This window comes from Streptomyces sp. NPDC014995 (assembly GCF_043080745.1).
Classification (GTDB): Bacteria; Actinomycetota; Actinomycetes; order Streptomycetales; family Streptomycetaceae; genus Streptomyces.
In genome coordinates this window covers 248,125-266,918 of record NZ_JBIBVX010000006.1, presented here as the reverse complement: position 1 = coordinate 266,918, position 18,794 = coordinate 248,125, and the positions used below count along the sequence as shown (strand labels likewise).

Below are 18,794 nucleotides of genomic sequence, written 5' to 3'. Positions count from 1 at the left end.
CTTCGGCCGCGGGAACGGCTGAACGCCCCCCGCCTCCACGCCCCGCCTCCACGCCCCCCCGCCACCCCCCCCCCCCCGCCCCCCCCCCCCCCCCGCCCCCCCCCCCCCCGCCCCCCCCCCCCCCGCGGGGGGGGCCCCCCCCCCCCCCCCCCCCCCCCCCCTCCTCCGTCCTCTTGCGGACCGTCAGCCCCGGTTCAGCTCGAACCAGACGACCTTCCCGGTGCTCAACCGGGTGGCCCCCCACCGCCGGGCCAGCCGGTTCACGAGGAACAGCCCCCGCCCGCCCTCGTCCGTCGCCCGCGCCTGGCGCAGACGCGGCAGTTGCGGCACGTCGTCCCCGACCTCGCACCGCAGGACATCGGTCCGCAGCAGCCGCAGCGTCACCGGCCGGGAGGCGTACCGCACCGCGTTGGTGACCACCTCGCTCACCAGCAGCTCGACGGAGTCGGTCAGGTCCTCCATCCCCCAGCGGGCCAGCGCCCGCCGCACCAGCCGCCGCGCCAGGCCCGGCGCGGCGTCCTCCGGCTCCAGGAACCAGTACGCGACATCACTCGGCGCGATCCCGTCGAAGCGCGCGGCGAGCAGCGCGATGTCGTCGTCCCGGTCACCCGGCCCGAGCATGTCGAGCACCTCGTCGCACAGGGCCTCCAGGGGCGGCGGATGGTCCGGCCCGGTCAGCTGCGCGGTCGCGGCGAGCTTCTCCCGCAGCTGCTCTATGCCGGTCCACACGTCCCGCAGCCGGGACTCGACCAGCCCGTCGGTGTAGAGCAGGAGGGTCGCCCCGGCGGGCGCGTCCAGCTCCACGGCCTCGAAGTCGACGCCGCCCACACCGATCGGCGCGCCCGGCGGCACCCGCAGCACCTCTGCCCGGCCGCCCAGGTGCAGCAGGACGGGCGGCGGATGGCCGGCGTTGGCGATGGTGATGCGGTGCGACACCGGGTCGTAGACGGCGTACAGGCAGGTCGCCATGCGGTCGGTGCCCAGGCGCTGGGCCTGCTCGTCGAGATGGTGCAGCACCTCCTGCGGCGGCAGGTCGAGCCCGGCGAGCGTCTGGGCGGTCGTCCGCAGCTGCCCCATGATGGCCGCGCTGGTCATGGAGTGCCCCATGACGTCGCCCACCACCAGCGCCACCCGACTGCCCGGCAGCGGGATGGCGTCGTACCAGTCGCCGCCGACCCGCGCGGTCTCCGCGGCCGGCAGATAGCGGGAGGCCAGCCGCACGCCCGTGGGGCGGGGCAGGGTCTCCGGGAGCATCGTGCGCTGGAGTTCGTCGGCGATGTACGCCTCACGGTCGTACAGCACCGCCTTGTCGATGCCCAGGGCGCTGTGCGTGGCGAGCTGGGCGGCGACCAGCAGGTCGTCGTTCTCGAAGGGGATGCGGTCCGGGCGGCGGATGAAGACCGCGGCGCCGATCACCCGGCGCCGGCCGCGCAGCGGGGCCAGGATCGCCCGCTGGTCGTCGGGGACGACCAACTGACTGTCCTCGCCGATGAGTTCGGGCAGCGCGACCCGTGCCGCCGGAGTGTCCGCGAACACCGGACGTACCCCGCGCAGCACCTCCGCCAGCGCCCCGCCGGGCCGCACCTCGCACAGCTCCGCGACCGCCGCCGACAGCTCGGACACCTCCGGCGCCTCCTGCGGCGGCACGGCCAGCAGCGCGAACCCGGTCTCCGTGTCCCGATCCTCCGGGATCCGGTCGGTGCGCCGCAGCCGCAGCACGACACGATCCGCGACCGGCCGTTCGTCGCCCACCGGCAGCGGGTCACGCAGATAGACGAGGATCGCGTCGGAGAACGTCGGCACGGTCGCCCGGCACAGCCCCATCACGATCTCGTCCAGGTCCAGGCCCCGGGCGATCCGCCGGGTGGCCGCGCCCACGAAGCGCAGCCGGTCCCCGTCCCGCCGCATCGGCGTGGGCCGGCCCGGCGCCGACGCCTGGCCGGTACGCCGCTCCTGCCCGTCGGGGCTGTGCTCGGGCCGCGCCTCGGCGCCCGGCTGGAGGGGGATGGACTCGGGCGAGGGCCGAGGCCGGTGCTCACCCACGGTCGGCTTCGCTCCCACGGGAGGGACCCCCATCGTCTCGGCGACCACCGGCTGGGAGTGCTCGGAGTCGGAACCGGCCGGTTCCTCGCCCTTGCCCTCGGTGCGGGCCTGGGCGGCGGCGGACGGTAAGGCGGAGGAGCCCGCCGTGGGCGTCTGGGAACGCGGGAACCCCCCGCGGGGGTCCGTGGGGTCGACGCCCTGGGGGCGCTCGTAGGAGGTCGGCTGCTCCGTCACGCGTGTCGAATCCGTCCGTCCGGGGCTGCGCGCCGCGCGTGCAGTTGGTCCCGCAGAGAACCCGATACCCGGAATGCATGTCCCCGGAACGGAATTCCCGCGTGGTCAGAGGCTGTTCCTGTGTCACCGGTGGACCGGGCACGGCCCCCGGGGCCGGTGCCGGCCCCACCGGTGTTGCCCTCGTACCCCTCGCTCACGTCCTGCCGCCCCTCGGTGACGTTCGGTCAGACCCGGCGCCTTCTCCGGGAGTTGATGTGTCCTGGTCGTGCGGAGGACGATCCTACGTTTGTTGCCCGGGGGCGCATCAAGGGTCTCATGTGGACAGGCGCGCGGGCGTGCGGTCCCAGTCCTCCGGCAGCAACGGTACGGCCCAGGACGGATCCGGGCGCCAGTGCTGCCAGCCGTCGTCGAACGGCGCCCCCCAGGCGCGAATCACCTCCACCGCCGACCGGCCCGCCTCCCGCACCCGCTCGGCCACCGCGGCGTCCATCAGGCCGTCCTGCTGGGCCTGCGCGAACTCGTCCTCGTCGCGCCAGCCCCAGCTGCGGTCCGGGTACACGCAGATGTCCAGGAAGTGGTCCTCGGAGTCCACACCGCCGTCCCAACGGACCAACGGCTCCTCCAGGTTGACGTACCAGTTCTTGAACTGCCAGCCCGGCTCCCAGAACAGCCACACCGACCAGGGCTCACCCGGCCGCGCCAGCTTCAGCACACCGGTGCCGAACCAGCGGTCGAGCACCACGCTCCGCGGCTTGGTGTAGCGAGTGCGCAGCGGTTCGTGGTGCGGAGGGGTGCCGTCCGCGAGCACGGGCTTGACGCACTCGGTGCCGGGGGCCAGCCACACGGCGAGCACGTCCGCGTCGTCACGGACGACGGTGACGGGCCGGGCGATGTGGAAGCGCTCGCCGCCGTTCTCCCGGTACCGCCACAGGATCTGGTCACCGGGCTCCCAGAAGGCCGCCGCACCACCCGTTCCCACGCGTCTCACCGCTCCACCGTCTGCCATGCACAGATATTAGGTGCCATGGGCATACGACGCTGCGGCGCGTGTCATGGTTCTCGCGCCGGGCGCGAAAGGTTACGGGTGTGTCATCCGCAGGACATCCAGCGCCTCGTCGAGCTGCTCCACCGTCAGGTCACCGCGCTCCACGTACCCGCCGTCGAGCACCGCCTCCCGGATGGTCTTGCGCTCCGCCAGCGCCCTCTTGGCGACCTTCGCGGCCTCCTCGTAGCCGATGTACTTGTTGAGCGGGGTCACCACGGACGGCGACGACTCGGCGTACTCGCGGGCACGTTCGCGGTGCGCGACGATGCCGTCGACGGTCCGGTCGGCGAGCAGCTGGGAGACGTTGGCGAGCAGCCGGACGGACTCGAGCACGTTCTTGGCGATGACCGGCAGCATGACGTTGAGCTCGAAGTTGCCGGCCGCTCCCGCCGTGGCGACGGTGGCGTCGTTCCCGGTGACCTGCGCGGCGACCATGAGGACGGCCTCCGGGATCACCGGGTTGACCTTGCCCGGCATGATCGAGGAGCCGGGCTGGAGGTCGGGCAGGCTGATCTCGGCGAGCCCGGTCCTGGGCCCCGACGCCATCCACCGCAGATCGTTGGCGATCTTCGTCAGGCCCACGGCGATGGTCCGCAACTGCCCGCTGGTCTCGACGATGCCGTCCCGCGCGCCCTGCGCCTCGAAGTGGTCGCGCGCCTCGGTCAGGGGCAGCCCGGTGACGCGGGCGACCTCCTGGATGACGGCGGCGGAGAAGCCGGGGGGCGTGTTGATGCCGGTGCCGACGGCGGTGCCGCCCAGCGGCAGTTCGGCGAGCCGCGGCAGGGACGCCTTCAGCCGCTCGACGCCGTACCGCATCTGGGCGGCGTACCCGCCGAACTCCTGACCCAGCGTCACCGGCGTGGCGTCCATCAGGTGGGTCCGCCCGGACTTCACCACGTCGGTGAACTCCTCCGCCTTGCGCTCCAGGGCGGCGGCCAGGTGCTCCAGGGCCGGGATCAGATCGCGGGTGACGGCGGCGGTGGCGGCGATGTGGATCGACGACGGGAAGACGTCGTTGGACGACTGGGAGGCGTTGACGTGGTCGTTGGGGTGGACGTCCCGCCCGAGGCGCTCACTCGCGAGGGTGGCGAGGACCTCGTTGGTGTTCATGTTGGACGAGGTGCCGGACCCGGTCTGGAACACGTCCACGGGGAAGTGCTCGTCCCACCGTCCCTCGGCCACCTCGGCGGCCGCCTCCTGGATCGCCTCGGCGATGTCCTTGTCGAGCACCCCGAGGTCGGCGTTGACCTTCGCCGCCGCGCCCTTGATCCGTGCGAGCGCCTCGATGTGCGCCCGCTCGATGCGCTGCCCGGAGACGGGGAAGTTCTCCACCGCCCGCTGGGTCTGGGCCCGCCACTTGGCGTGGGCGGGGACGCGGACCTCGCCCATGGAGTCGTGCTCGATGCGGTACTCGGCCGCCTTGTCCTGCTCGTCGGTCATCGACGATCACCTCCACGTCTCACAGCATTCGCGACGCGACCACTGTTCCCCGCGGAGGTGAACCGTCACCGTTCGGGCCTACGCGAGTCCGGGACCGCGTACCGGAATGGACGTGAACGTCGGCGCCGGTGCCGGGTCCCGGAAGAAGTCGTTGCCCTTGTCGTCGACGACGATGAACGCCGGGAAGTCCTCGACCTCGATCTTCCAGACGGCCTCCATGCCGAGCTCCTCGTACTCGACGACCTCGACCTTCTTGATGCAGTCCTGGGCGAGGCGGGCGGCGGGGCCGCCGATGGAGCCGAGGTAGAAGCCGCCGTGGGCGTTGCACGCGTCCGTGACCTGCTGGCTGCGGTTGCCCTTGGCCAGCATCACCTTGGAGCCGCCCGCCGCCTGGAACTGCTCGACGTAGGAGTCCATGCGTCCGGCCGTCGTCGGCCCGAAGGAACCGGACGCGTAACCCTCCGGCGTCTTCGCCGGGCCCGCGTAGTACACCGGGTGGTCCTTCAGGTACTGCGGCATCTCCTCGCCCGCGTCCAGCCGCTCCTTGATCTTGGCGTGCGCGATGTCACGCGCCACGACCAGCGGACCGGACAGCGACAGCCGGGTCTTGACCGGGTACTTGGTCAGCTCGGCGAGGATGTCGTCCATCGGCTGGTTCAGATCGATCCTGACGACGTCGCCGGAGCCCGCGGCGGAGCCGCTGCCGGACTCGGTCAGGTGCTCGTCCGTCGTGTCCGGCAGGAAGCGCGCCGGGTCCGTCTCCAGCTGCTCCAGGAAGACGCCCTCGGCGGTGATCTTCGCGACCGCCTGGCGGTCGGCCGAGCAGGAGACGGCGATGGCGACCGGGCAGGAGGCGCCGTGCCGCGGCAGCCGCACCACGCGCACGTCGTGGCAGAAGTACTTGCCGCCGAACTGCGCCCCGATCCCGATCCTCTGCGTCAGCTCGAAGACCTTCTCCTCCAGCTCCTTGTCCCGGAAGCCGTGACCGAGCGGCGAGCCCTCGGCCGGGATCTCGTCCAGGTAGTGCGCGGAGGCGTACTTCGCCGTCTTCAGCGCGTACTCCGCGCTCGTGCCGCCGACCACGATCGCGAGGTGGTACGGCGGGCAGGCGGCCGTACCCAGCGAACGGATCTTCTCCTCCAGGAACTTCATCATGGAGGCCTCGTTCAGGACGGCCTTCGTCTCCTGGTAGAGGAAGGACTTGTTGGCGGAGCCGCCGCCCTTCGCCATGAACAGGAACTTGTAGGCGCCGCCGTCCGTCGCGTACAGCTCGATCTGCGCCGGCAGGTTCGACCCGGTGTTCTTCTCCTCCCACATGGTGAGCGGAGCCATCTGCGAGTACCGGAGGTTCAGCTTGGTGTACGCGTCGTAGATGCCGTGGGACAGCGCCTCCTCGTCCCGGCCCTCCGTCAGCACGTTCTGCCCGCGCTTGCCCATGACGATCGCCGTGCCGGTGTCCTGACACATCGGCAGCACGCCCGCCGCCGCGATGTTCGCGTTCTTCAGCAGGTCGAGGGCGACGAACTTGTCGTTGCCGGACGCCTCTGGGTCGTCGATGATCCGGCGCAACTGCGCCAGGTGGGCGGGGCGCAGGTAGTGCTGGATGTCGTGGATGGCCTCCTCGGCCAGCCGGCGCAGCGCCTGCGGCTCGACCTTGAGGAACGTGCGCCCGTCGGCCTCGAAGGTGGAGACACCCTCGGAGGTCACCAGCCGGTAGGGGGTGGTGTCCTCTCCCATGGGGAGCAGATCGGTGTACTCGAACTCAGGCATCGGTGCCCATTCCTCTTCGACAGACAGCGCGGTCGGCCCGCGGCCGGCCTCCATTGGCAGCGCCCACCAGCGTAGAACCTGCCGCTGACGGCGAGCCTGTGAGGTAAGGCTCAGTTCCACCCGGGCAGGTCTATCGCGATCTATCGTGTTTCGGTACGCTGCTGCCGTGGACCTTCAGAAGCAGACCGCACCGCGTGCCTCCGACGCCGCGCCGCGTGCCTCCGTCGCCGAACTGCGCGCGTCCGACGCCGACCGCGACCGCATCGCCGACATCCTGCGCGAGGCCCTCGCCGAGGGGCGCCTGACCGCCGAGGAGCACGCCGAGCGCGTCGAGGGCGCGCTGGCCGCCAGGACGGTCGGCGCACTGGACGAGTTCATCCGGGACCTGCCCGCGGCCCACCACCGGCACGCCCCGCCGCACGCCCCGGCCCCGAACCGCCCGCCGGCCGGCGCGATCCCCGCCGACCCGGACGACAACCTGGTCGCGATCTTCAGCAACAGTGTCCGCAGGGGCCGCTGGCGCGCCGGCCGCCGCATCCACGCGTACGCGATCTTCGGCAGCGTCGAGATCGACCTCAGTGAGGCGCTGTTCGAGTACCAGCAGGTCGTCATCAAGGCCATCTCGGTCTTCGGCAACGTGGAGGTCCGCGTCCCGGAGAACGTGTCGCTGCGCGGCACCGGCGGCGGAGTCCTGGGCAACTTCGAGGTCGACACGCTCGATTCCGCCGACCCCGACGCCCCGGTCGTCTACATCGACGGATGGTCCGTCCTCGGCAACATCGAGGGCCGGCCGAAGCGCGGCCGGCTCGTCGCGGACATCCTCGACCGGGTCCAGCGCACGGTCGACAGGAGTTTGCGCAGGCATCCGTGACCGTTGACGGTTGTGAACGCCGGGGCGTGTCCGGCGGCCCCGGAAGCGGGCCGGCCGCGGACGGAAGTGCGCGGGAGCGCCCGTAATCCAGCGGTTCGAAACTCAGTGCATAGGCGCGCGCACAGCGGGTAGGGCTTGCTGCATCGTCTCTCGCTCGCGAAGCCGTCGTCAGGAGTAGACCGTGCTGCAACCGCCGCATTCGTCCCTGCAGGTAGCCGCCGTTCCGGCCCAGCGGGTACCAGCGCGCGACAGGGACCAAGACGCTCCCTGGCACACCGAGGCGGTGTGCCGGCGCGACGAGGCAGGCCTGTTCTTCGCCCCCTCCAAGGAGCCCACCGCCGCCCGCCTCTCCCGGGAGGAGGCCGCCAAGCGGGTCTGCGCCCGCTGTCCGGTCATGGTGGAGTGCCGCGAGCACGCTCTGCTGCAACCCGAGCCCTACGGCGTCTGGGGCGGCCTCACCGCCGCCGAACGCCGCGTCGTCCTCGCCCGGCGCCGCCGTCGCGACCTGGAGCTGAAGAAGGCGGCGAGGGCGGCGGACCGCATACCGGCAGCCGGTTAGCCGACCCCCCGCACGAAGAGACACGAGGAACACACGAACACACGAAGAAGAGGGGCGCCCCCTCCGCACCGGGGGCGCCCCTCTTCGGGGATGAGTGGTCCTTCGACGCCGGGCGCCCTACCCCCTACTTCGCGCGGTCGAAGTCGATCGCGCTGTAGGCCCGCAGCTTGCTCAGCCGGTGCTCGGAGTCGATCCGCCGCACCGTCCCCGACTTCGACCGCATCACGATCGAGTCGGTCGTGGCCGTCTCCGACCGGTACCGCACCCCGCGCAGCAACTCGCCGTCGGTGATCCCGGTGGCCACGAAGAACACGTTCTCCCCGGTCACCAGGTCCTCGGTGGTCAGTACGCGATCGAGATCGTGCCCGGCGTCCAGCGCCCGCTGCCGCTCCTCGTCGTCCTTGGGCCACAGCTTGCCCTGGATCGTGCCGCCGAGGCACTTCACGGCGCAGGCCGAGATGATGCCCTCGGGCGTGCCGCCGATGCCGAGCAGCAGGTCGACGCCGGTGCCCTCGCGCAGCGCCAGGATCGAGCCGGCGACGTCGCCGTCGGAGATCAGCTTGATGCGCGCGCCGGTCTCGCGGATCTCCTTGATGATGCCCTCGTGCCGAGGCCGGTCCAGGATGACGACGGTGACGTCCTCGGGGGTGGCCCGCTTGGCCTTGGCGACCCGGCGGATGTTCACCGACACCGGCGCCTCGATGTCGACGAACTCGGCGGCCTCGGGGCCGGTGACCAGCTTGTCCATGTAGAACACGGCGGACGGGTCGAACATGGAGCCGCGTTCGGCGGCCGCGAGGACGGCGATGGCGTTGGGCATGCCCTTGGCCGTCAGCGTGGTGCCGTCGATCGGGTCGACGGCGATGTCGCACTCGGCGCCGGTCCCGTCGCCGACCCGCTCTCCGTTGAAGAGCATCGGGGCCTCGTCCTTCTCGCCCTCGCCGATGACGACCACGCCGTTCATCGACACGGTGGAGACGAGGGTCCGCATCGCCCGCACCGCGGCACCGTCGGCCCCGTTCTTGTCACCGCGCCCGACCCAGCGGCCCGCGGCCATCGCCGCCGCTTCGGTCACCCGGACCAGTTCCAGGGCGAGGTTGCGGTCGGGGGCCTCGGAGGGGACGTCGAGTTCTGACGGCAATTGATGGTGCTCGGTCATCGGAGCGCACCTTTCTGATACGACGACGGCCGGATGAGGGTTGCGGCCCCGACTCTATCGTCAGTCCGACAAAATGAGCAGGGGACCCCACGGATGAGCGCGCCAGGTACCTGCGACGATAGGAGCGTGGCAGGTTCGAATGGCAAGACGAAGACGGTCCGGGACATGGTGCTCTCGCTGGGCCTGATCATGATCGCGGGGGCGGTGATGTACCTCTTCATCCCGCACGACGACAGCACCCCCGACGTCAAACGGGTCGACTACCGCGTCGAGCTGCTCACGGCACGTCGTGCGGCCTCCTATCCGGTCGCGGCGCCCGAGGACCTGCCGTTGAGCTGGAAGGCGACCTCCGTGCGCTTCCGGGGGGACGACTTCGACGCCTGGCACCTCGGCTTCCACACTCCCGACGGGGAGTACGTCCAGGTGGAGCAGTCCACTCAGAAGCGCTCCACGTTCATCGACGAGGCGACGCAGGGCGCCCGGCGGACGGACAGGACGGAGCAGCTCGCCGGCCGGACCTGGACCCGCTACACCGAGGGCCGCTACGACGCCCTCGTGCTGGAGAACGCGGACGGTTCGACGACGGTGGTGGCCGGCACGGCGTCGTTCGCCAGGCTGGCGCAGATGGCGGAGTCGCTGAAGATGGCGTGAGCGGTCCGTCCCCCTGGCACGACCGAGGCCCCCGGCAGGATCGCCGGGGGCCTCGGTCGTGCCGGTCGCTCGGACGCTCAGACCGTGGTCACGACCTGCTCGTAGGCCAGTCGCGGCGAGCGCGGGTAGGAGGCGTCCTCCCCGGGCTTGCCGATGTTGACGACCATCAGCGGGGTGTGGTCGTCGTCCAGGAACTCCTTGCGGACGCCCTCGAAGTCGAAGCCGGTCATCGGGCCGGCGGCGAGGCCGGCGGCACGGACGCCGACGATGAAGTACGCGGCCTGGAGGGCGGCGTTCAGCGCGGCGGCGCCCTCACGGGCCGGGCGCTCGGCGAAGAAGAGGTCCTTGGCCTGCGGGAACGCCGGGAACAGGGTCGGCAGCTCCTCGTGGAACTCGTTGTCCGCGGAGAGGATCGCGACCAGCGGGGCGGTGGCCGTCTTGGCCTGGTTGCCCTCGGCCATGTGCTGCACCAGACGCTCACGGGCCTCGGCGGAGCGGACCAGGGTGATGCGCAGCGGAGTCTGGTTGAAGGCGGTCGGGCCGTACTTGACCAGGTCGTAGATCGCCTGGACCTGCTCCTCGGTCACCGGCTCGTCGGTGAAGGTGTTCGCGGTGCGGGCCTCGCGGAACAGCAGGTCCTGGGCGGCGGGGTCAAGAGCGAGAGACATGCGTGAACTTCCTGGAGTGCGGAGTACGGGGGGTACGGGTCCGGATCCGGCATGCCGGACCGGACGGCGTGATCGACCGTACGCCATAGAAGTTCAATGTTCAACAAAGGTCTGAGGTGGGGTGACCCTCCTCACGGGGCCGCCGCGAGCACTACCCCTCCTCCGCTTCCTCCTCCTCGGCCAGCGCCGCGTCCAGCCGCGCCCGCGCGCCCTCCAGCCAGCGCCGGCACACCTGGGCCAGCTCCTCCCCGCGCTCCCACAGGGCGAGGGACTCCTCCAGCGTCGTACCCCCCGCCTCCAGCCGGCGGACGACCTCGATCAGCTCGTCGCGCGCCTGCTCGTACCCGAGCGTCTCTTCCACCTTGTCGGTCATCCACTCACCCTAAAGATCGACTCGTACGTTGAACTCACCCTCGGCGACCCGCGCGCGCAACGCCTCGTCCGCCGCCACCTCGCCCGGATCCCGCACCACATGCCCGTCGGCCCGCTGGAGCACGGCGTACCCGCGCTTCAGCGTCGCGGCCGGCGAGAGCGCCACCACGCGCGCGTGCGTGTGCGTCAGCTCGGAGTCGGCACGGTCCAGGAGGTGCCCGAGGGTGCGCCGGGAACGGTCGACCAGCGAGGCGACGTGCTCCGCCCGCTCGTCGAGCATCCGGTGCGGATCCTGTATCACGGGCCGCGCCAGCGCATGGGCGAGCCCGCGCTCCTCCCGCTCCACGAACGCCTGCACGCACCGCCGCGCCCGGTCACGCAGCATCCGCACCCGCTCCAACTCCTCGCCGACGTCCGGGACGACCTTCTTCGCCGCGTCGGTGGGCGTCGAGGCCCGCAGGTCGGCCACATGGTCCAGCAGAGGGTTGTCGGGCTCGTGCCCGATCGCCGACACCACCGGCGTACGGCAGGCCGCGACCGCCCGCACCAGCTGCTCGTCGGAGAACGGCAGCAGGTCCTCCACACTGCCACCACCGCGCGCGACGATGATCACGTCCACGTCCTCCAGGTCGTCCAGCTCCTTCACGGCCTGGACGACCTGCGGCACGGCGTGCACACCCTGCACGGCGACATTGCGCACCTCGAAGCGGACGGCGGGCCAGCGGTGGCGGGCGTTCTCCAGGACGTCCCGCTCCGCGGCGGACGCCCGCCCGCACACCAGCCCGATCAGCTGGGGAAGGAAGGGCAGCGGCTTCTTCCGACCGGGGGCGAACAACCCCTCCGCCGCCAGGGACTTCTTCAGCTGCTCCAGCCGGGCCAGCAGCTCCCCGACCCCCACCGGCCGTATCTCGACCGCCCGCAGCGACAACTGCCCCCGCGGCGCGTACCACTCCGGCTTGGCGTGGACGACGACCCGCGCGCCCTCGCCGACGACGTCCGCGACCGCGTCGAACACCTGCCGATAGCAGGTCACGCTCACGGAGATGTCGTACGACGGATCCCGCAGCGTCAGGAAGACGACGCCCGCGCCCGGGCGCCGCGACAACTGGGTGATCTGCCCCTCGACCCACACCGCGCCGAGCCGGTCGATCCACCCCCCGATGAGCCGGGACACCTCACCGACGGGCAGGGGGGTCTCGGCGGACGTGTTGACAGCCATGTGCGCGAGCGTAGTGGCCGCCGGTGACAATCAGGCACGCGCCGAGCGGGCCCGGCCGTCGCCCGCCCCGCGCGCGGGACGGGCGATCTTCGACCCGCCGGGGGCGGCCTTACGATGGGACGCATGACCGCTTCGCCTGGCCGCCGTGTCCTGCTCGCCGCCCCCCGGGGCTACTGCGCGGGAGTGGACCGCGCCGTGATCGCCGTCGAGAAGGCCCTGGAGCAGTACGGCGCTCCCGTCTACGTCCGCCACGAGATCGTCCACAACAAGTACGTCGTGCAGACCCTGGAGAAGAAGGGCGCCGTCTTCGTCGAGCGCACGGAGGAGGTCCCGCCGGGCAACATCGTGATGTTCTCGGCGCACGGCGTCGCCCCCGTCGTCCACGAGGAGGCCAGGCGCGGCCGCCTCGCCACCATCGACGCGACCTGCCCGCTGGTCACCAAGGTCCACAAGGAAGCCGTCCGCTTCGCCGACGACGACTACGACATCCTCCTGATCGGCCACGAGGGCCACGAGGAGGTCATCGGCACCTCCGGCGAGGCCCCCGACCACATCCAGCTCGTCGACGGTCCCGCCGACGTCGCCAAGGTGGAGGTCCGCGACCCCTCCAGGGTCGTCTGGCTCTCGCAGACCACCCTCTCCGTCGACGAGACCATGGAGACCGTCGACGCCCTGAAGGAGAAGTTCCCGCAGCTCGTCTCCCCGCCCAGCGACGACATCTGCTACGCCACGCAGAACCGTCAGCTCGCGGTGAAGCAGATGGGCGCCGAGGCAGAACTCGTCATCGTGGTCGGCTCCCGCAACTCCTCCAACTCCAAGCGGCTCGTCGAGGTCGCCAAGCTCGCCGGCTCGCGCCAGGCGTACCTCGTGGACTTCGCGAGCGAGATCGACGAGGCCTGGCTGGAGGGCGTGACCACGGTCGGCGTCACCTCCGGCGCCTCCGTCCCGGAGGTCCTCGTCGAGGAAGTCCTCCAGTGGCTCGCCGAGCGGGGTTACGCCGACGTCGAGCTGGTCAAGGCCGCCGACGAGCACATCACCTTCTCGCTGCCCAAGGAACTCCGCCGTGACCTGCGCGAAGAGGCCGCGGCGCTGATCGCCGAGCGCGGCGGGAGCGGTGCCGGGGACGCCTCCGAGCGGTGAGGGCCGCGTGAGGGCGGGGTGACCGGCGCAGTGACGGTCAGTCGACCGTCGTAACGTGGAGCCATGCAGATCTTCGGCGTGGACATCGGTGGATCCGGGATCAAGGGCGCCCCTGTGGACCTGGACAGGGGCGATCTGGCCCAGGAGCGCTGCAAGGTGCTCACCCCGCACCCGGCGACGCCCGAGAGCGTGGCCGACGGCGTGAAGCAGGTCGTCGACCACTTCGGGTGGACGGGACCGGTGGGGCTCACCTTCCCGGGCGTGGTCACCGGCGGATCCACCATCCGTACGGCGGCCAATGTCGACAAGAGCTGGATCGACACGGACGCGCGTGCCCTGTTCGGCGAGCGGCTCGGCGGCCTGCCGGTCACGGTGGTCAACGACGCGGACGCGGCGGGCGTCGCCGAGATCGCCTTCGGCGCCGGCCGCGACCGCAGCGGCACGGTGATCCTGCTGACGTTCGGCACGGGCATCGGCAGCGCCCTCTTCGTCGACGGCGTCCTCGTCCCCAACACCGAGCTCGGCCACCTCGAGCTGAACGGCCACGACGCCGAGACGCGCGCCTCCAGCAAGGCCAAGGAGGACGGCGACCTGACGTGGGAACACTGGGCCCGCCGCGTCCAGAAGTACCTCGCCCACGTGGAGATGCTCTTCTCGCCGGAGCTGTTCATCATCGGCGGCGGCGTCAGCCGCAAGGCGCAGAAGTTCCTGCCCTTCGTCGAGGGCATCAAGGCGGAGATCGTCCCGGCGCAGCTGCAGAACAACGCGGGGATCGTGGGAGCGGCGATGCGGGCGGCGAAGGACAGCTGAGGGGCCGTCCGGACGGCCGACTGGACGGACGGCGGACTGGACGGCCGGCCGGCCGGAGGGGCGGCCGGCCGGAGGGGCGGCGCGGTAGGGGCGAGGTCCGGCCGGGATCACCGCCGGTTTTCCGCCGGGCGGCGGCGCGCTCGGCTCGCCGCGGCGATCCTGCGCACCAGCATCACCAGTGCGGCCAGGAGCGTCCCGCCGTACAGCCAGCCGACCTCGGTGGCCAGGGCGGTGGCCAGCCCCATCAGCCGGGAGCCGACCCCGTCGCCGCCGTGGGCGACGGGCAGGAGTCCCAGGGCGAAGGCGATCGGGACGGCGATGGGCGCGGACAGCGGTTCCGCCCTGCGCACCCACAGCGCGGTCAGCAGGCACACCGGCAGGAACAGCACGCCGTACACCGTCAGCGAGGCGCCGAACAGCCGCTGGTCCAGCCAGCCGAACAGCAGCATCAGCGCCCCGCTGAACAGACCGCCGCCGAGCCCGGTGAGCCGGGGGTTGGACATCCGCCGTACGGCTGCCGCCGGGCGCGGAGTGGGCACCCTGGAGGCGCGTGCGGGCCGGGGGAGACCCGGGTGGCGGCCGGCCCTCGAAGGCGTACCGGAGGCGGAGCCCGGACCGGGGCCCCGCTTCGGCGGCACCGGGGGACGGGCGACCCGCGGAGCCTCCTTCCGCCCGGCCCGCACCGAACCGTTCCTGCCACCGCCGCCACCGCCGCCGCGACCACGGTCGCCACCGCCACCCCCACGGCCGGCGCTCCCGCCGCCACCGCGGACCGCCTGCGGTGGAAGGGGCGGGATGCCGCGTCGTGCTCCGTTCTGCGGGGAGCGCGTCCTGTGTTGCTCCATCGGTCCAACTTAGGTCGGTTTATGTGCCGAATCCGGCGCGGGACACGCCGGAGGAGAGACCTTGGCCATGCGTTCGACAGGTCCGCCGGGACGGGTGCGGGCACGCCGTAAACTGGTGGATCGGCCAGCCCTCTGGCCCCCTGGCCCTCTCACTACGGGAAGTCGCAACGTGTCGCTCACGATCGGAATCGTCGGTCTGCCGAATGTCGGCAAGTCGACCCTGTTCAACGCCCTGACCAAGAACGACGTGCTGGCGGCCAACTACCCGTTCGCCACGATCGAGCCCAACGTCGGCGTGGTCGGCGTCCCCGACGCCCGTCTGGCGAAGCTGGCGGAGATCTTCGGCTCCCAGCGGATCCTCCCGGCGACCGTCGACTTCGTCGACATCGCGGGCATCGTGCGCGGTGCGAGCGAGGGCGAGGGACTGGGCAACAAGTTCCTGGCGAACATCCGTGAGTCCGACGCGATCTGCCAGGTCATCCGTGCCTTCAAGGACGAGAACGTCGTGCACGTCGACGGCAAGGTCTCGCCGAAGGACGACATCGAGACGATCAACACCGAGCTGATCCTCGCCGACCTCCAGACCATCGAGAAGGTCCTGCCGCGTCTCCAGAAGGAGTCGCGCATCAAGAAGGACGTGGCTCCCAAGGTCAAGGCCGTCGAGGAGGCGAAGGAGATCCTGGAGAAGGGCGACACGCTCTTCGCGCACGGCATCGTCCAGGGCACCGAGCGCAACGAACTCCTCCACGACCTGCACCTGCTCACCACCAAGCCCTTCCTCTACGTCTTCAACGTCGACGAGGACGAGCTGGTCGACGAGTCCTTCAAGGACGAGCAGCGCGCCCTGGTCGCCCCCGCCGAGGCGATCTTCCTCAACGCCAAGCTGGAGGCGGACCTCGCCGAGCTGGACGAGGAGGACGCCCTGGAGCTGCTGGAGTCGGTGGGCGCCGAGGAGCCCGGCCTCGCCACCCTCGCCCGCGTCGGCTTCAACACCCTCGGCCTGCAGACGTACCTCACGGCCGGCCCCAAGGAGTCCCGCGCCTGGACCATCAAGAAAGGCGCCACGGCCCCCGAGGCCGCCGGGGTCATCCACACCGACTTCCAGAAGGGCTTCATCAAGGCGGAGGTCATCTCCTTCGCCGACCTGGTGGAGACCGGCTCGGTCGCCGAGGCCCGCGCCAAGGGCAAGGCGCGTATGGAGGGCAAGGACTACGTGATGCAGGACGGGGATGTGGTGGAGTTCCGCTTCAACGTGTGAGCGGATGAAATAACACCAACGCTGACGTAGCAAACATGCACGGCAGAAGGGGCCGGGCTCTCACGAGCCCGGCCCCTTCATCGATCCCGTGCTGGATCGGCGCTGGATTTCCTGACCCGATGTCAGGAGGGCTCAGGTGTCGTAGACGGTGGAGCGATGCGCGACGAGCACGACCCACACCACCAGCTCGCCGTTGTCGATGGTGTAGATCACGCGGTAGTCGCCTACCCGTAGGCGGCGCCGGTCGGGCTGGGAGACGAGGGCCGTGGTGTTGAACCCCAGTGGGTCGCTCTCCAGCTCGGTCAGCTTGGCCAGAATGCGGAGGGCCATGTCTCGCGGGCCCTTGCGGAGCTCGGCCTGAGCCTCGGGTCGAAAGACGGTGCGGTACTCACTCACTGCGCGCCAGCGTCTCCCTCATGACGTCCTCGATCGGGATGCCGGGGGCCGGATTGGCCATGCGCTCGTCGATGATCCGGTTGATCTCGCGCTCTTCCCACTCCTGGTACTTGCGCAGCACCTCGATGGACACCACGGCGGCGACCTGCTTGCCGCGTCGGGTGATGACGGTAGGTACGTCGTCCCGGTCGGCCCGCTCCACGACCTCGGCCAGGTGCGCCCGGACATCGCGGATGGACTCTACGGGCAGTGGCTGTGTCATGCGCCCAAGGGTACCGAGTGTCCCATGTGTACACAACGGCCAGGCGGGGCGTTTCCAGTGGCCGGTGGGCAGGCCGCCCGCGGTCTTCCGGACGCTCAGCAGGAACACGGCCAGGCACAGGGGCGGGAGGGCGCTGGTCGTCAGCGCCGAGACGGCGTTCACCTACTACGTCGTCCCCTGTCGAGCCGCGGGCCGTCCGGGAGCGGGAGCCGACCCGCTTCGGCGTCGGCGAGGCGCCCGCGCACCATGGAGTCCATCACCGTCAGGTACCGCTGCGTCCGCGTCCGGCCGAGCACGAAGGGATGGGGCCCGCCCGCCGAGCGTGAGCCGTTGCCGGTCCGCGATCTCGAGGTCCCGGGCGGGAGCGTCGGCCGGCGGGGCGCCGGAGGCGAGGTCCCGGTCGGCCGGAGACATCAGCACCCGTGCTCCGTAGCGGTCGGCGAGATACCGCGCTCCCCCGACATGGTCGTCGTGGCCGTGGGTGACGACGACGTACCCGATCGTCTCCGGATCGGCCCCAGCTCCCGCAGCCCGGGGACGAGCACGTTCTCCGCCTCCGCGGAGGAGGTGAGCGCGTCGATGAGCACGATCCCGTCGTCGGGCAGCACCGCCATCGCGGAGACCCAGCCCGTGCTCGGCATGGCGAGGTCGTCGAAGAGCTTGATCGGCGCGGGCGGCCGGGGGACATCGAGGCCGGGGATCAGCGCCGTCACCAGGGCGCGAAGGACCGGGTCGCCGGAGCGGACGACGGGCGGGTCCCCTGCGCCCTTACCCGCAGGCCGGCCGGCCCACGGCCGAGGAGGTGGGACCCACCGGTCCGGCACCGGCCACAAGTCCGGGAGCCGCGAGTCGGCCCAGGCGACGCCTGGTGAGAGAACCGCTCGTGCCGTCGTGGCGGGATGACGAAGTCATCGGGATCCGCCTGAATGAGTGTTCCGGAAGACGAACCCGCGGTCCTGCCTAGCCGCGCGTGGGTCGCATGGTGGCGTCGTACACCGTGCGGTAGTCCGGCACGACGACCCGCGTCGCCGGGGACGCCTTTGCGACCTGCGCGACGAACGCGTCCAGATCCATCACCGGGTCTCGCTCGGGAGCACCGCTCAGGGGGAGTTCGAAGTTGTCCCAGTGGACGGGCACGGCCACCCGAGGGTGGTCCAGCGCGCGCAGCAGCCGGGGCACGTAGCGGTGTGTGGCGGTGCTGGAGGGCACGGCGATCATCGCGAGGTCGGGGCGCAGGCCGCGCACCGCCCGCTCGGAGAAGTCACTGGCCCCCATGAGGAACGCCGACGGGCCGCTGTCCCCGGCCGTCACCTGGAAGGCGAGGGTGTCGCCCTCCGGCAGGTCGGAGATGGTGCTCGGGACGGTCGGGGGCGGGGCGTGCAGCGTGCCCGGGGCGAAGTAGGCGCACTTCTTGTTGCGGCTGTGCAGGCTCGGCACGACCTCGACGATGATCCCGTCGAAGTCCAGCACCTCGCCGCCCTTCACCACGGAGATCTGCGCCGCGTCGACGCCCAGGGCGACCAGTAGGTGGTACGTGGTCTCGGTGCCGACGACGCGCGCGCCGGTGGTCCTGGCGATGTGGGGTACGTCGGCGAGGTGGTCCCAGTGGGAGTGGCTGACCAGGACGAGTTCGGGGCGGCCGATGTGCGCGTCCACCACCTCCGGCCGGGTCCGCAGCGGGGTCCGGGGGTCGAAGGAACCCTCGTACAGACCGGTGGTGAAGCGGGTGAGGTACGGGTCGAAGAGTACGGTCCGGTCGCCGACGTCGATGCGCCAGCCGGCGGTGCCGAGCCAGCGGAACGATGCCGGACCGGCGGCCGGTCCACTGTCCCGCCCGCTGTCCCCGGCCGAGGCGGTGGCGGCCGTGGCCGGGAGGAGCGGTGCTGCGGCGCCGAGCGCGGCGCCGCGCAACACCGTACGACGGTTGAGCCTGCGGCCTGAGGGCGCGTCTGATCTGTCCGTGACAGGTGTGTCGTGGGTCATGGCGTCAGGAGATCAGGGCGTGAACTGCCGTGTCCAAGACCGGAGTCGGGCCCTGGTGATACGTGAACG

Annotated in this window: 20 protein-coding genes; 6 read left to right on the top strand and 14 right to left on the bottom strand. The window is 71.3% G+C overall.

Going from position 1 to position 18,794, the window contains the following annotated elements:
* Positions 1–183: 183 nt before the first annotated feature.
* The 4 genes from ACF1A1_RS14845 to ACF1A1_RS14830 form a co-directional block, all read right to left on the bottom strand.
* A complete protein-coding gene (locus ACF1A1_RS14845; RefSeq protein WP_391999953.1) occupies positions 184–2,277 on the bottom strand; it encodes a SpoIIE family protein phosphatase in 2,094 nt (697 codons plus the stop codon).
* Positions 2,278–2,590: 313 nt separating this feature from the next.
* Positions 2,591–3,283, bottom strand: a complete 693-nt coding sequence (locus tag ACF1A1_RS14840) for a DUF402 domain-containing protein (RefSeq protein WP_391999952.1) — start codon at positions 3,281–3,283, stop codon at positions 2,591–2,593.
* Between the two features lie 72 nt (positions 3,284–3,355).
* Positions 3,356–4,762 carry a class II fumarate hydratase gene (locus ACF1A1_RS14835; RefSeq protein ID WP_391999950.1) on the bottom strand — a complete coding sequence of 469 codons (1,407 nt, stop codon included), beginning with the start codon at positions 4,760–4,762 and terminating at the stop codon, positions 3,356–3,358.
* A gap of 78 nt (positions 4,763–4,840) precedes the next feature.
* On the bottom strand, positions 4,841–6,532 hold the full coding sequence (locus ACF1A1_RS14830; protein WP_391999948.1) for a fumarate hydratase: 1,692 nt from the start codon (positions 6,530–6,532) through the stop codon (positions 4,841–4,843).
* Positions 6,533–6,698: 166 nt separating this feature from the next.
* Between ACF1A1_RS14830 and ACF1A1_RS14825 the strand changes: the two genes are divergently transcribed.
* Positions 6,699–7,403, top strand: a complete 705-nt coding sequence (locus ACF1A1_RS14825) for a DUF1707 domain-containing protein (RefSeq protein WP_391999947.1) — start codon at positions 6,699–6,701, stop codon at positions 7,401–7,403.
* A gap of 181 nt (positions 7,404–7,584) precedes the next feature.
* Positions 7,585–7,962, top strand: coding sequence for a WhiB family transcriptional regulator (locus ACF1A1_RS14820; RefSeq protein WP_391999945.1), 378 nt, complete (start codon positions 7,585–7,587; stop codon positions 7,960–7,962).
* A gap of 124 nt (positions 7,963–8,086) precedes the next feature.
* On the opposite strand, the gene glpX is transcribed toward ACF1A1_RS14820, so the two are convergent.
* Positions 8,087–9,121 carry a class II fructose-bisphosphatase gene (glpX, locus tag ACF1A1_RS14815; protein WP_391999944.1) on the bottom strand — a complete coding sequence of 345 codons (1,035 nt, stop codon included), beginning with the start codon at positions 9,119–9,121 and terminating at the stop codon, positions 8,087–8,089.
* A gap of 126 nt (positions 9,122–9,247) precedes the next feature.
* Here glpX and ACF1A1_RS14810 point away from each other — a divergent pair, with 126 nt between their 5' ends.
* On the top strand, positions 9,248–9,772 hold the full coding sequence (locus ACF1A1_RS14810) for a DUF4245 domain-containing protein (protein ID WP_391999943.1): 525 nt from the start codon (positions 9,248–9,250) through the stop codon (positions 9,770–9,772).
* A gap of 77 nt (positions 9,773–9,849) precedes the next feature.
* Here ACF1A1_RS14810 and ACF1A1_RS14805 read toward each other — a convergent pair whose 3' ends face one another.
* The 3 genes from ACF1A1_RS14805 to xseA form a co-directional block, all read right to left on the bottom strand.
* Positions 9,850–10,440, bottom strand: a complete 591-nt coding sequence (locus ACF1A1_RS14805; protein WP_391999942.1) for a malonic semialdehyde reductase — start codon at positions 10,438–10,440, stop codon at positions 9,850–9,852.
* Between the two features lie 151 nt (positions 10,441–10,591).
* Positions 10,592–10,813, bottom strand: coding sequence for an exodeoxyribonuclease VII small subunit (locus ACF1A1_RS14800; RefSeq protein ID WP_391999941.1), 222 nt, complete (start codon positions 10,811–10,813; stop codon positions 10,592–10,594).
* A 9-nt stretch (positions 10,814–10,822) separates the two neighbouring features.
* Positions 10,823–12,031, bottom strand: a complete 1,209-nt coding sequence (xseA, locus tag ACF1A1_RS14795) for an exodeoxyribonuclease VII large subunit (RefSeq protein WP_391999940.1) — start codon at positions 12,029–12,031, stop codon at positions 10,823–10,825.
* A 114-nt stretch (positions 12,032–12,145) separates the two neighbouring features.
* Here xseA and ACF1A1_RS14790 point away from each other — a divergent pair, with 114 nt between their 5' ends.
* Together ACF1A1_RS14790 and ppgK are read left to right on the top strand one after the other, a co-directional pair.
* The gene (locus tag ACF1A1_RS14790; RefSeq protein ID WP_391999938.1) at positions 12,146–13,171 is read left to right on the top strand and encodes a 4-hydroxy-3-methylbut-2-enyl diphosphate reductase; all 1,026 of its coding nucleotides are present in this window, start codon (positions 12,146–12,148) and stop codon (positions 13,169–13,171) included.
* A 63-nt stretch (positions 13,172–13,234) separates the two neighbouring features.
* Positions 13,235–13,981 carry a polyphosphate--glucose phosphotransferase gene (gene ppgK, locus ACF1A1_RS14785; RefSeq protein ID WP_391999937.1) on the top strand — a complete coding sequence of 249 codons (747 nt, stop codon included), beginning with the start codon at positions 13,235–13,237 and terminating at the stop codon, positions 13,979–13,981.
* A gap of 107 nt (positions 13,982–14,088) precedes the next feature.
* On the opposite strand, the gene ACF1A1_RS14780 is transcribed toward ppgK, so the two are convergent.
* The gene (locus ACF1A1_RS14780; RefSeq protein ID WP_391999935.1) at positions 14,089–14,484 is read right to left on the bottom strand and encodes a DUF6542 domain-containing protein; all 396 of its coding nucleotides are present in this window, start codon (positions 14,482–14,484) and stop codon (positions 14,089–14,091) included.
* A gap of 511 nt (positions 14,485–14,995) precedes the next feature.
* On the opposite strand from ACF1A1_RS14780, the gene ychF reads away from it, so the two are divergent.
* Positions 14,996–16,084 carry a redox-regulated ATPase YchF gene (gene ychF, locus ACF1A1_RS14775; RefSeq protein WP_391999934.1) on the top strand — a complete coding sequence of 363 codons (1,089 nt, stop codon included), beginning with the start codon at positions 14,996–14,998 and terminating at the stop codon, positions 16,082–16,084.
* A 132-nt stretch (positions 16,085–16,216) separates the two neighbouring features.
* Here the strand turns inward: ychF and ACF1A1_RS14770 are convergent, their stop codons facing one another.
* The 5 genes from ACF1A1_RS14770 to ACF1A1_RS14750 all read right to left on the bottom strand — a co-directional run bounded on the left by ACF1A1_RS14770 (position 16,217) and on the right by ACF1A1_RS14750 (position 18,656).
* Positions 16,217–16,480 carry a type II toxin-antitoxin system RelE/ParE family toxin gene (locus ACF1A1_RS14770; RefSeq protein WP_391999933.1) on the bottom strand — a complete coding sequence of 88 codons (264 nt, stop codon included), beginning with the start codon at positions 16,478–16,480 and terminating at the stop codon, positions 16,217–16,219.
* Positions 16,473–16,742, bottom strand: a complete 270-nt coding sequence (locus tag ACF1A1_RS14765) for a type II toxin-antitoxin system Phd/YefM family antitoxin (RefSeq protein ID WP_391999932.1) — start codon at positions 16,740–16,742, stop codon at positions 16,473–16,475. Before ACF1A1_RS14765 ends, ACF1A1_RS14770 begins: the two co-directional genes overlap by 8 nt.
* 165 nt (positions 16,743–16,907) lie before the next feature.
* Complete coding sequence (locus ACF1A1_RS14760) at positions 16,908–17,243, bottom strand: MBL fold metallo-hydrolase (RefSeq protein WP_392000197.1); 336 nt, start codon at positions 17,241–17,243, stop codon at positions 16,908–16,910.
* A complete protein-coding gene (locus ACF1A1_RS14755; RefSeq protein ID WP_391999930.1) occupies positions 17,156–17,455 on the bottom strand; it encodes a hypothetical protein in 300 nt (99 codons plus the stop codon). Before ACF1A1_RS14755 ends, ACF1A1_RS14760 begins: the two co-directional genes overlap by 88 nt.
* 247 nt (positions 17,456–17,702) lie before the next feature.
* Positions 17,703–18,656, bottom strand: coding sequence for an MBL fold metallo-hydrolase (locus tag ACF1A1_RS14750; RefSeq protein ID WP_391999928.1), 954 nt, complete (start codon positions 18,654–18,656; stop codon positions 17,703–17,705).
* Positions 18,657–18,794: the final 138 nt, after the last annotated feature.